General features: G+C 69.2%; 8 protein-coding genes and 1 pseudogene. 1 reads left to right on the forward strand and 8 read right to left on the reverse strand.

Translation table 11 applies throughout. The features are described from left to right. Positions 1-52: 52 nt before the first annotated feature. The 7 genes and pseudogenes from ACIGXX_RS34680 to ACIGXX_RS34710 form a co-directional block, all read right to left on the reverse strand. A complete protein-coding gene (locus tag ACIGXX_RS34680; protein ID WP_399981746.1) occupies positions 53-2254 on the reverse strand; it encodes a discoidin domain-containing protein in 2202 nt (733 codons plus the stop codon). 74 nt (positions 2255-2328) lie between these two features. Then, positions 2329-4203: pseudogene (locus ACIGXX_RS34685) on the reverse strand (glycosyl hydrolase family 28-related protein); the annotation flags it as partial. A gap of 49 nt (positions 4204-4252) precedes the next feature. Beyond that, positions 4253-5860: a glycoside hydrolase family 13 protein gene (locus ACIGXX_RS34690; RefSeq protein ID WP_361467572.1), complete on the reverse strand. Its 1608-nt coding sequence runs from the start codon at positions 5858-5860 to the stop codon at positions 4253-4255. Positions 5861-5939: 79 nt separating this feature from the next. Continuing rightward, positions 5940-6815 carry a carbohydrate ABC transporter permease gene (locus ACIGXX_RS34695; RefSeq protein ID WP_351165749.1) on the reverse strand — a complete coding sequence of 292 codons (876 nt, stop codon included), beginning with the start codon at positions 6813-6815 and terminating at the stop codon, positions 5940-5942. A gap of 18 nt (positions 6816-6833) precedes the next feature. After that, positions 6834-7790 carry a sugar ABC transporter permease gene (locus tag ACIGXX_RS34700; protein ID WP_366464437.1) on the reverse strand — a complete coding sequence of 319 codons (957 nt, stop codon included), beginning with the start codon at positions 7788-7790 and terminating at the stop codon, positions 6834-6836. Further along, entirely contained in the window at positions 7790-9235 is a 1446-nt protein-coding gene (locus ACIGXX_RS34705; RefSeq protein ID WP_399981967.1) for an extracellular solute-binding protein, read from the reverse strand. Before ACIGXX_RS34705 ends, ACIGXX_RS34700 begins: the two co-directional genes overlap by 1 nt. A 222-nt stretch (positions 9236-9457) precedes the next feature. Beyond that, positions 9458-10480: a LacI family DNA-binding transcriptional regulator gene (locus ACIGXX_RS34710; protein ID WP_351165745.1), complete on the reverse strand. Its 1023-nt coding sequence runs from the start codon at positions 10478-10480 to the stop codon at positions 9458-9460. Positions 10481-10744: 264 nt separating this feature from the next. Between ACIGXX_RS34710 and ACIGXX_RS34715 the strand changes: the two genes are divergently transcribed. Beyond that, positions 10745-11092: a hypothetical protein gene (locus ACIGXX_RS34715; RefSeq protein WP_351165742.1), complete on the forward strand. Its 348-nt coding sequence runs from the start codon at positions 10745-10747 to the stop codon at positions 11090-11092. A gap of 81 nt (positions 11093-11173) precedes the next feature. Here the strand turns inward: ACIGXX_RS34715 and ACIGXX_RS34720 are convergent, their stop codons facing one another. Then, on the reverse strand, positions 11174-11959 hold the full coding sequence (locus ACIGXX_RS34720) for an SAM-dependent methyltransferase (RefSeq protein ID WP_351165740.1): 786 nt from the start codon (positions 11957-11959) through the stop codon (positions 11174-11176). Positions 11960-12008: the final 49 nt, after the last annotated feature.

Here is a 12008-nt window from a genome sequence, read left to right on the forward strand (position 1 = left end):
AGCGCCCCGCCCGCCCCGGTCACGACCGGGAGCGAGCGGGGCGCGCGGCGCGTCAGGACAGGTAGGCCTCCACTTCGCTGAACTGCGCGGCCGGCCACCCCGTGTTGGCCGTGACGTGCAGTCGCAGGTGCCGGACGTCCGGAGCGGAGGCGGGCAGCGTGATGGTCACCTTGTTGCCGCTCGCCGGGTCGAAGCGGTAGCCCTTCGACTCCGCCAGCGTCCTGTAGGTGGCGCCGTCGGTGCTGCCCTGGACGGTCAGGGTCTGCGTCCTTGCCTCCCAGACCGCGGGCGGCGGCAGCTTCAGGACGAGCCTGCGCACCGCTTCGGACTTGCCGAGGTCGACGGTGATCGACTGGGGGAAGGCGTTGTTGGTGGATTCCCAGTACGTCGCCGCGTCACCGTCGACCGCCTTGGCCGGGGTGTAGACGTCGGCGGAGCCCGTCGCGGTGGCCGGGCGGCTCTTGGCGAGGTTGCGGTCCGGGTCGGGGTCGGGGTTGCCGCCGCCGGGCGTGGGCCAGGTCGAGCAGTTGTCCCAGGTGCTGTCCCAGCCGGAGTTGCCGCCGCCGTCGGTGAGGGTGAAGGTGCCGGAGCCGGTCGGGTAGGGGCAGTTGTAGACGCCGGCCGCGCCCACCCCGGTGGCCTTGACGTTCGACATCTTGACCGCGCCGGGCGTCTCGGCCTGGACGACGACCGTGCCCACCTTGTCGATGGTCGTGCGGTCGATGGTCACGTTCTTCACCGCCTTGCCCGTGCCGCCGCCCGACACGAACTCGTACGCGCTCCAGGGGCTGTCGGTGATCGTCGTGTCGGTGATGTTCACCGTGGCCTCGATGGCGCTGTCGTACGCGTCCACGCGCAAGGCGCCCATCGGGTGCTGCCAGTTGGGGTTCATGGCGCCGGTGCGGACGAGGGTGTTCCCCGAGACGGTGATGGTGCCGGCCAGCGGGAAGAACGGGTCCATGAACTTCTGGTTGGAGATGGCGATGCCGCTGCCCAGGGCGTTGGTGTCGAGGATCAGGTTGTCCTTGACGGTGATGTCACGCCCGCCGTAGACGGCGATGCCGTTGGCGAGGTTGGGTTGCGAGATGGTGTTGCCGGTGAAGCTCGAGTCGCTGTTGGTGGCGTTCAGGGACCACATCGCCAGGGCGTCGTCACCGGTGTTGCGCAGGAAGTTGTTGCGTACGTCGACACCCCTCGCCGTACCGTTGAGGTTGAGGCCGTCGGCGGTCATGTCGAGGAAGCGGTTCTTCTCCACGACCAGGTTGTCGTTGTTGCCCATCAGCCACAGGCCGACCTTGAGGTGCTGGAGCCACATGCCGGAGACGCTGGAGTTCGGGCCGAGCGATCCGTTGACGAAGTTGTCCGGGCTGCTGTCGACCCGTTCGGTGACCTCGCCGATCACCGCGAAGTCGTGCAGGCCCACCTTGCCGGTGGGTGCGCTCGACTGGTCGATGAAGCGTGAACTGCGCACGACCGAATGCCAGTTGCCCGCGCCGCGGATCGTGACGTTGTCGACGTTGTTGAGCGACTGGGTGAGCTTGTACTCGCCCGGCGGGATCCACACCGTGCCGCCCTTGGCCGCCGCGATGGTCTCGCGGAAGGCCTGGGTGGAGTCACCCTGGCCGGAGGGGTCGGCGCCCTTGTCGGTGACCGAGAGCGCGCCGGACGGCTTGGCCGCGGCCGCCGCGACCTGTTCGAAGTCGGCGACGTCGACCGTGACCTGGGTGGACGTGGCCTCCAGTTTCACCTTGTCGCCGGACTGCAGGTTCTGGCCGAGCTGCAGCCGTGCGTTGTCGAAGAGGTGATGGGTCTTGGAGCCCGCGATCCAGGAGGTGTCGACGTAGCTGTACTTGGACGTGACGGCCAGCGTCCTGGAGATCTTCTGGCCGTTGACGTACACGGCCATCGAACCCGACTGGCCGTCGGGGACGTTGTAGGCGACGTTGAGCGCGTTCGCCGCCTTGGCGAGCGTGAACTCGACGCTCTGGCCGGCCGCCAGACGCACGGCCTGACGGCCCGACGCCTCGGAGGCGACCGTGCCCTGGGTGTAGTCGGGTCCGATCTTGGTGCCGTTCGTGGTCGCGCTCTCCGCCTCGACGGAGGTGAAGGGCAGGGTGGCGCCCGCGGCCGCCTCGGCGGCCTGCGCGCCGGTGGCCGTCAGGCCGGTGACGAGGGTGCCGACGAGGCCCGCGGTGGCCACGGCGGCGTACCACTTGCGGATGGATCTTGTAGTGCTCCTGTCGTGTCTGGTCATGGAATGGTGCACCTTCCTGGTGAGTGGGGAGGTCAGTGCTCGGTCTTGGGTGAGGGCGTCACGGATCGGGCCTTGGGCCACGCGTCGCAGTAGGTCGCGGGGAGCTTCTCGTTCCAGCCGGAGTTGCCCGCTCCCTGGGTGATCGTGAAGCGGTCGCCCAGGCAGCTGTAGACGGGTTCACCGAAGCCGAGCCCGGTGGCCGTGACGCGGGTGAAGGAGGCGGCGCCGGGGTCCTGGAGCTGGAGGGCGAAGGTGCCGGTTCCGTCGATGCGGACGTCATCGAAGCGGACGCCGCGGGTGGTCCCGGAGATGAACTGGATCGCCGAGTAGGAGCTGTCGAGGATGTCGGTGTCCGTGACGTTGATGGTGGCCTTGTCGATGGGGCTGTTGCGGGCGTCGAACCACAGGGCGCCGATCGGGAAGTTCCAGCCGGTGTCCGTGTTGCCCGCCCGGATCAGGGTGTTGCGGGCGAGGGTGAAGGTGCCGGTGACATCGGTGCCGTTGCCGGGGGTGACGCCGTCGAAGCGGTTGCCCACGTGCAGGCCGCCGCCGTTGGTGAGGTTCTCGCCCAGGACGTTGTCGGTGACGGAGATGTCCTTGCCGCCGTAGACGGCGACGGCGTTCGCCAGGATCGGCAGGACCACCGTGTTGGCCGTGAAGGCGTTGTCGGCATTGGTCTTGGTGTCGGCCCACATCGCGAGACCGTCGTCGCCGGTGTTGCGTACGAAGGTGTTCTCGACCTTCGAACGCGTCACGCCCCAGTGGAAGTTGACGCCGTCAGCCGTCTGGTCGAGGATCCGGCTGTTCTTGAGGGTGAAGTTGTCCATCGGGCCGTCCATCCAGGCGCCGACCTTGGTGTGCTGAAGCCATACGTTGTCCACCGTCGAGTCGCTCAGGGCGCCGCCGATGGCGTTGACCTGGTCGCCGTCGACCCGGTCGGTGATCTCACCGAGGATCGCGAAGTCCTTGAGGGTGACGTCGCGACTGGGCCCGCCCGCCTCGTGGGGGCGTATCTCGCCCTTGTAGCCGCCGCCCTGGACGTACTTGCCGTAGATCCCGGCCGCGCGGTTGCGGTCGGTGGGGTGGCGGCCGGTGAGCTCGGAGTACCAGGGGCCCGCGCCGCGCAGCGTCACCCGGTCGACGACGACGTGGTCGGTGAGCTTGAAGCGGCCCTGGGGGATGTAGACGTCCTTGCCCTGGGAGCTGCCGGCGTCGACCGCCCGCTGGAAGGCGGCGGTGGAGTCCTGTCCGCCGGTGGGATCGGCTCCGTAGTCGGTCACCGAGAGAGCGCCGGTGGGGCGGGCGATCGGCGCCGCGACCTGTTCGAAGTCGGCGAGGTCGATGACCGCCCAGTCGGTGGCACCGGTCGAGGGCAGCTGGACACGCACCTTCGTTCCGGCGGGGAGGGTCTTGCCGAAGAGGGCCCGGGTCTCGTCGTAGAAGTGGTGCGGGGTGCCGTCGGACGGGCGGTTGCTGAAGGGGTAACTGCCGTAGAACCAGCTGTACTTGGAGGTCAGAGTCAGCTCGGCGAGTTGGTTCCCGTCCGCGCTGAGCCGCAGGGGTGCGCTGATGCCGGTCCCCTCGGCGTTGTCGGGCAGGGCGTAGCGCAGGGAGACCGCGTTGGCGGGGGCGGTGAGGGTGAAGTCGACGTACTCCCCCGCCGCGTCGAGCCGTACGGCGGTGCGGCCGGAGGCCTCCGAGGGGAGGGTGGTGTAGGTGCGGTCGGGTCCGATGACGGAGCCCGACGTGACCGCGGCCTCCGCCTCCAGTTCGGTGAAGGGGACGCTCGCGCCACGGCCCTCGACGGCCAACGGCGAGACGGGGGTGGGCGGTTCGGCGGCGTCGGCCGTGCGGCCCGCGATACCCAGGGCCGCGGCGCAGGCCAGTGCGGCGCATGTTGCCGCTACTCGTCTGACTAAGGGGACTGATCCAGTTCTTGTGGGGGGCATGACATTCCCTTCTCCTGGGGGGTGGGGGATGGCGCATGGATGCGGTGCGTCAGATGCGCAGCCAGACCGCCGTGTCCTGCGGCAGCCGGCCCGTTTCGTCCAGGGGGCCGCTGGCCAGCAGGAGGCGGGTGTGGACGGGGAGGTCGCAGGGCTCGGGGGCGAGGTTGACGACGCAGGCCAGGCCCGGCTCGCGGACGAAGGCCAGGACGCCGTCGGCGGCAGGCAGCCAGGTCAACGGGCCGTCGCCGAAACCCGGTTCGACGCGGCGCAGCCGCAGGGCGTCGCGGTAGAGCGTGAGCATGGAGCGCGGGTCCGTGGCCTGGAGGTCGGCGGCGTACGCGGGCCAGCCCGCCGGCTGCGGCAGCCAGGGTCCTGTCATCGACCCGAAGCCCGCGTGCGGTTCGGCGGCCGTCCAGGGCAGGGGCACCCGGCAGCCGTCGCGGCCCGGGTCGGTGCCGCCGGAGCGCTCGTGCATGGGGTCCTGGATGCGGTCCAGGGGGATGTCGGCCTCGGGCAGGCCCAGTTCTTCGCCCTGGTAGATGTAGACCGCGCCGGGCAGGGCGAGGGCCAGCAGGGCCGCGGCGCGGGCGCGGCGGGCGCCGAGGGTCAGGTCGGTGGGGGTGCCGAAGGCCTTGGTGGTGAAGTCGAAGCCGGTGTCCTCGCGGCCGTAGCGGGTGACCGTGCGCGTCACGTCGTGGTTGCACAGCACCCAGGTGGCGGGGGCGCCGACCGGGGCGTGCTCGGCGAGGGTGGCCTCGATGGACGTACGCAGCCGCGCGGGCTCCCACGGGCAGGACAGGAAGGAGAAGTTGAAGGCGGTGTGCAGTTCGTCGGGGCGCAGATAGCGGGCGAAGCGTTCGGCGTCGGGGAGCCAGACCTCGCCGACGAAGATGCCGCCGTACTCGTCGGCGACGGCCCGCCAGGAGCGGTAGATGTCGTGGAGTTCGTCGCGGTCGATGAAGGGGTGCGGGTCGACTCCTTCGGTGAAGTCGGGCAGGGCGGGGTCCTTGGCGGGCAGGGCTGCGGAGTCGATCCGTACGCCGGACACGCCGCGCTCGAACCAGAACCGCAGGACGTCCTCGTGTTCCTGACGGACCGCCGGGTGGGCCCAGTTGAGGTCGGGCTGTTCGGGCGCGAAGAGGTGGAGGTACCACTCGCCGTCCTCGACGCGGGTCCAGGTCGAAGCGGTCGCGGAGAACTGGGAGGGCCAGTCGTTGGGCGGCAGTTCACCGTGCGCGCCACGGCCGGGGCGGAAGTGGAAGAGCTCGCGCTCGGGGGCGCCGGGTCCCGCGGCCAGGGCCGCCTTGAACCAGGGGTGCTGGTCGGAGACGTGGTTGGGGACGATGTCGACGATGGTGCGGATGCCGAGGGAGCGCGCTTCGGCGATCAGTTTCTCGGCCTCGGCGACGGTGCCGAACGCGGGGTCGATCACGCGGTAGTCGGTGACGTCGTATCCGCCGTCGACCATGGGCGAGAGGTACCAGGGGCTGAACCACAGGGCGTCGACGCCGAGTTCGGCAAGGTAGGGCAGCTTGGCACGGACGCCCGCGAGGTCGCCGGTGCCGTCGCCGTCACCGTCCGCGAAGCTGCGTACGTACACCTGATAGATGGCGGCCGAACGCCACCAGGAGGCATCGGTCGGGGAGGTGGCTGCCACGTGAGGTTCCTTTCGGGCAGGTGGGACCCCGCCGCCGCGGCGCTTGGCCGGTGGCGGGGTGCGCGGGTGGGCCCGGGGGTCAGCCCTTGAGGCTGCCGGCCGTCAGGCCGCTCATGATGTTGCGCTGGAAGATCAGGAAGATGATCAGGGTCGGCAGCGAGGCGATGGCCAGGGCGGCGAGCAGCCAGTTCTCGGAGACGCTGGCGGCCAGGGAGTAGATGCCGACGTTGACCGTCTGCTTGGAGGGGTCGGGCAGGGTGAGCATCGGCCAGAGGAAGTCCTTCCAGACCGCGACCACCGCGAAGATCGACACGACGCCGAGGATCGGCCGGGACAGGGGCAGGACCACCGAGCGCAGGGTGCGCAGCGGGGATGCTCCGTCGATGGCGGCGGCGTCCAGGAGCTCGCGCGGGATGGAGTCGAAGAACCGCTTGAGCAGGAAGATGTTGAAGGCGTTGGTGACCGAGGGGAGCCAGATCGCCCAGGGCGAGTTGATGAGGTTGCGCTCCACGACCGGCACGTCCAGGACGGTCAGGTACTGCGGTACGACCAGGACGGTGGCCGGGATCATCAGGGTGAGCAGCATCATCCCGAGGATCGCCTTGCCGAACACGGGCCGCAGCTTGGAGAGCGAGTAGGCGGCGGCCACGTCGAAGATCAGCTGGAAGGCGAGTGCGCCGAACGCGTAGTACAGGGTGTTGAACAGGAGCCGGGCCAGGTCCATCACGCCCCAGGCGTCCGCGTAGTTCTGCGGATGGACGGCGTCGGGGACCAGGGTGGGCGGTGTCTGGGCGAACTCCTGCGGGGATTTGAGGCCGCTGGTGACCATCCAGTACAGCGGGCCGATGAAGACCAGGGTGAAGACGACGGTCACCACGGTGAAGGCGGTCCAGTACAGGACCTTGCCGCGGGGCCGGGCCAGTTGGGCCGGGGAGATCAGGGTGCGTGTGCTCATGTCCGTGCTCTCCCCCGGCTAGTCTTCGCTGCCTGCGCGGCTCAGCCGTGCGTACGCCGCCGAGAATCCGGCGAGCAGTACGAGCAGGACCAGGCCGAGCGCCGCCGCGCTGCCGTAGTTGTTGAAGGTGAACGCGTACTGGTAGATGAGGTGGACGACGGTCAGGGTCGCGCCCTCGGGGCCCGCGCCGCCGGTGAGCAGGAACGGCTCGACGAACACCTGCATGGTGGCGATGATCTGCAGGAGCAGCATCAGCGAGAGGATCAGCCGGGTCTGCGGGATGGTGACGTGCCAGATCCGGCGGAAGACGCCCGCGCCGTCCAGCTCGGCCGCCTCGTACAGCTCGCCGGGGATGGACTGCAGCGCGGCCAGGTAGATCAGGGTCGCGCCGCCCATGTTCATCCAGGTGGCGGCGACGACCACGGAGATCATCGCGGTGTCGGTGTCCTGCAGCCAGGCCTGTCCCGGGAGGCCGACGGCTTCCAGGATGCGGTTGAACAGGCCGTATCCGGGGTCGTAGAAGTACTTGAAGAGCAGCACGGAGGCCACCGGCGGCAGCATCACCGGGAGGTAGACCAGCAGTCTCAAGTAGCCGCGGCCGTGCCGGAATTCATTGAGGATCAGGGCGATGGCGAAGGGCACGGCGAAGCCGAGCAGCAGCGCGAGGGCGGTGAAGAGCAGGGTGTTGCGCCAGGCCTGCCAGAACGCCGGGTCGTTGAAGATGTAGCTGAGGTTGGACCAGCCGGCCCAGACCGTCTCGCCGTTCTCGGTCTTCTGGAAGGCCAGGATGAACTCCCTGACCATCGGATACCAGGAGAAGACCGAGAAGCACAGCAGGGCGCCGATGAGGAAGGCGTGGGCGGTGAGGTTGCGCTTCAACGCCTGGCGGAACGCGCCGCGTTCGGGGCGGGCGGCCCGGCTGTCCGTCGGTGAGGACGGCCGGGCCTTGTTCTCGGAGAGGGTGGGAGCGGACATCACTGGTTGGCCAGGACCTGGTTGACCTGTTGTTCGGCGGTCTTCAGGAGCTTGTCCGCGTCGGCGCCCTTGTTGGTGAGGACGGCCGACATCAGCGTGTCGAGGACCTTGTAGACCTCCTGGGCCTTGGGCGGCTCGGCCTTGCCGGTGACCGGCTTGTCGGTGAAGGCCTGGAAGTTCTCGACGGGCATGGTCGAACTGGCCGCGCGCGCCTTGTCGTCCTTGGTCTTGCTCTCGCCGGTCCAGAAGTTCGGCTGCGGCAGGCCCACGGGCAGCCCGTCCGCCTTGGTGCGGGCCCAGTCGAACTGGCCCTTGCCGACGCTGAGGAACTTGAAGTTGATCCAGGCGATCGCGGCCTTGATCTGGTCGGGCGAGCTGCCCTTCTTGATCATGTAGTCGTTGCCGCCGAAGAGGGTCGCCTTCTGGCCGGGTATCGGGCCCATGCCGAAGTCGTCGTACTTCGCGCCGAGGTTCTGCACCATGTACGTGATGTCGTCGGGCGCGGCGAGGAACATGCCCAGCTTGTCGGCGGCCATCTGCTTTTGCAGGTCGCCCCACTTCAGGAGCTGGGTCTTGCCCATGCTGTTGTCGTCCCAGCGCATGGCCTTGAGGTTGTCGACGATCTGTTTGCCGGTGGCGTTGTTGAAGGCGGCCTTGGTGCCGTCCTCGCTCACGATGTCGCCGCCGAGGCCGTAGGTGGTGGCGGTGAAGTGCCAGCCGCCGTTGTTGCCGGCGCTGTACTCGCCGAAGCCCGAGACGCCGTCGCCCAGAGCCGCGATCTTCTTGGCGGCCGTGCGGACCTCGGCCCAGGTGGTCGGGGGCGAGTTGGGGTCGAGTCCGGCCTTCTCGAAGAGCTTGCGGTTGATCAGCAGGCCCATCGTGTAGTTGCTGTAGGGCAGTCCGTAGAGCTTGTCGTCCTTCTTCAGGACGTTCAGGACGTTCGGGTCCATGTCCCGCAGCGCCGGGACGGACTTGTCGTTGACGTAAGCGCTGATGTCCTGGGCGCCGTCGTTGTCCAGGACCTGCTGGAGATCGGTGAAGTAGGTGTAGAAGACGTCCGGTTGGGACTTGGCCTTCAGCATCGCCGTGAAGCGGGGAGGCTCCAGGCAGGGGTCGGTCTGCTTCCCCTTGATCGTGACGTTCGGGTACTTCTTGTTGAACGCGGCGACGTCCTCCTTCCACTGCTTGAGCTCGGCCTTCTCGGCGGCCGGCGGCATGCAGTCGATGGTGAGCGTCACCTTGGTCTTCGGGTCCAGCGGGGCGGCGGCGTTGGCCGCGTCCACGCCTTTGTCCCCGTCGGAGTCGCCCTCGTCGCTGCTGCTGGTGCCGCAGGCCGCGAGGGCGGTGAGGGCGAGCGCGGAGGCGACGGCGACCGTGGCGGTACGGCGGTGGGTGGTGCGAGTGGTGCCAGTGGTGCGGCGGCGGATGCGTCGGAGGTACGGCATTCCGGAGCTGCTCATCGGTGGACCCCTTTGGACAGCGCCACCCGCCCGTGCGGGCGGGGACGACGGCATGGCAGGAGCGGGAAGCCCACAGCTGCGCGGACTGTGTGGCGGCGCCCACTCAAGCACCGCCAGCAGATCCACGCAATATCTCGCGCGATGATTGAAAGAAATTGACAGCTTGGAGGCGGTAGCCGCCCGGCGGCCGACGGGCTCCTCCCGCGGCTACCCCTGCGCCTCCTCCTGCGGCGGCTGCCCCGTCGAGCCGCGCACCACCAGCTCCGGCTCGAAGAGCAGTTCCTCCGTGGGCACCGCGCTCTGCGCGATCTGCAGGGCGAGGAGCTCGACCACGGCGCGGCCCATGGCCTCGATGGGCTGACGCACCGTGGTCAGCGGGGGTTCGGTGCAGGTCATGAACGCCGAGTCGTCGTAGCCGACGACGGAGACGTCGTGCGGGACGCCCAGCCCCCGGCGGCGTGCGGCGCGCACCGCCCCGAGCGCGAGGGGGTCGCTCGCGCAGATGATGCCGGTGACCCCGGCGTCCAGGAGCTTCACGGCGGCGGCCTGGCCGCCCTCGATCGAGAACATTCCCCGCGAGACATGCTCCTCGGGCAGCGCCCCGCCCACCCGTTCGGCGATCGCGCGGGCGGCGACGAGCTTGCGCTGCGACGGCATGTGATCAGCGGGTCCGAGCACAAGGCCGATGCGCCGGTGGCCCAGCGAGGAGAGGTGCCGCCAGGCCTGCTCGACCGCGACCGCGTCGTCGCAGGAGACCGCCGGAAAACCGAGCCGCTCGATGGCCGCGTTGACGAGAACGACCGGGATCTTGCGCGCCGCGAGCCGCTTGTAGTGCCCGTGCGGGGCGTCCGCCTGCGCGTACAGCCCACCGGCGAACACCACACCGGACACCTGCTGTTGCAGCAGCAGTTCGACATAGTCCGCCTCGGAGACCCCACCCTTGGTCTGGGTGCACAGCACCGGGGTCAGCCCCTGCTGGGCGAGCGCTCCGCCGATCACCTCCGCGAACGCGGGAAAGATCGGGTTCTGCAGCTCTGGCAGCACCAGACCCACCAGCCGGGCCCGCTCGCCACGCAGCTGGGTGGGCCGCTCGTACCCCAGGACGTCCAGGGCCGAGAGCACGGACTGCCGGGTCGCCTCGGAGACTCCCGGCTTGTTGTTGAGCACCCGGCTGACCGTGGCCTCGCTGACCCCGACCTTCCGCGCCACCTGAGCAAGTCGTCGCGTCATGCACGCAAGAATAGTGCAATTCTTGCGTTCTGTTTGCGTGCTTGCTGAATCCGTTCGGGATCGCCCTCGCGGGCCCCTCGCACACGCGGCCCGTACCGCCATCGGTGACGCGCGCCGAGCACCGCTCCCCGATCCCTGGCGGGACCGAACGGGTGAGGGCGGATCGTTTCAGCGGCGCATCCGCTCGAAGTCAGGTATCCCTGCTGGTCAGGACGGGAATGCGGGATGCGTTCACGTGCCGTTCCCAGCAAAGGAAAACGATCCATGCGTCTTCGTCACTCACTGGCCGCCGCGGCCGGTGCCGCCGCGCTGATCCTGACCGTGCCCGGCTCCGCGTACGCGGCCGAGGGCGACTTCAGCTACACCTACGTCAACGGGGCCGGTGAGGAAAAGCAGGCCACCCTGCACGACCCGGCCAGCGGAGAGTGCGTCATGCTCGACGAGGCGGCCCAGGAGTACAGCCAGCCGCCCGCCCACTCCCCCAAGAACCGCACCGGCTCCTTCGCGATCGTCTTCACGAACGCCGACTGCTCCGGCGACGACTTCACGCTGCGCCCCCACACCGGCGGCGCGAGCGAGCGGCTCAAGCTCCGGTCGGTCCTGTTTTCCTGACCCTCGGCAGTGCCGCCCGCTCCCTGCCTGCACGGGGCCATGCCCTCGGGCAGGCAGGGAACCCGCCTCACGCCTCACGCCTCAGGGAATGCGGGCGACCGCGACGTAGAAGCCGCTCAACTCGGCCTTGGGCGCGGGTGATTCCTTGTACCAGTGCGTCGCCGTCACCAGGCCCGGCTCGACCATTTCCAGCCCCTCGAAGAAGCGCTCGACCTCCGCGCGGCGCCGCATCCTCAAGGGCACCTGCCCCTTCTTGTAGGTGTCGGTCACGGAGTCCGCGAGCGCGGGGTGCTCGTCGGTGGTGCCGTGGGACAGCACCAGATAGCTGCCGGAGGGCAGCGCGTCCACCAGGGTGCGCGTGAGGGCGTAGGGGTCCTCTTCGTCGGTGATGAAGTGCAGCAGGGCGATGAGGGAGAGCGCGATGGGCCGCTCGAAGTCCAGCAGGTCGCGGGCGCGGTCGAGGATCGCCTCGGGCCTGCGCACGTCCGCCTGGACATAGTCCGTGGCGCCTTCCGGAGTGCTGACCAGCAAGGCTTCGGCGTGCCGCAGCACGATCGGGTCGTTGTCGGCGTACACGACCCGGGAGCTGGGAGCGATCGCCTGCACGATCTGGTGGAGATTGGGCGCGGTGGGGATGCCGGTGCCTATGTCCAGGAACTGCCTGACACCGTTGTCGGCGAGCCAGGCTGCGGCGCGCTGCATGAACGCACGGTTCCGCGCCGCGTTCGCGCGTGCCTCGGGCGGCAGCTTCTCGCCCAGCTCCTGATCGACGAGGTAGTTGTCCTTGCCGCCCAGAAGCCAGTCGTAGACACGCGCGGGGTGCGGCTTGCTGGTGTCGATGTGGACGTTGGCGTCGTCTGCAGTCATCCGTGGCTCCCCTACGTGTCCGACCGGTTCAGTGCGCGGCGGGCGATGT

Source organism: Streptomyces sp. NPDC055243 (assembly GCF_044544025.1).
In the GTDB taxonomy this organism is placed as follows: domain Bacteria; phylum Actinomycetota; class Actinomycetes; order Streptomycetales; family Streptomycetaceae; genus Streptomyces.

Excerpts from the sequence above, each read along its gene's own strand:
- ACIGXX_RS34680 (WP_399981746.1), bottom strand. The coding sequence starts at position 2,254 with ATGACCAGACACGACAGGAGCACTACAAGATCCATCCGCAAGTGGTAC.
- ACIGXX_RS34695 (WP_351165749.1), bottom strand. The coding sequence starts at position 6,815 with ATGAGCACACGCACCCTGATCTCCCCGGCCCAACTGGCCCGGCCCCGC.
- ACIGXX_RS34700 (WP_366464437.1), bottom strand. The coding sequence starts at position 7,790 with ATGTCCGCTCCCACCCTCTCCGAGAACAAGGCCCGGCCGTCCTCACCG.
- ACIGXX_RS34705 (WP_399981967.1), bottom strand. The coding sequence starts at position 9,235 with ATGCCGTACCTCCGACGCATCCGCCGCCGCACCACTGGCACCACTCGC.
- ACIGXX_RS34710 (WP_351165745.1), bottom strand. The coding sequence starts at position 10,480 with ATGACGCGACGACTTGCTCAGGTGGCGCGGAAGGTCGGGGTCAGCGAG.
- ACIGXX_RS34715 (WP_351165742.1), top strand. The coding sequence starts at position 10,745 with ATGCGTCTTCGTCACTCACTGGCCGCCGCGGCCGGTGCCGCCGCGCTG.
- ACIGXX_RS34720 (WP_351165740.1), bottom strand. The coding sequence starts at position 11,959 with ATGACTGCAGACGACGCCAACGTCCACATCGACACCAGCAAGCCGCAC.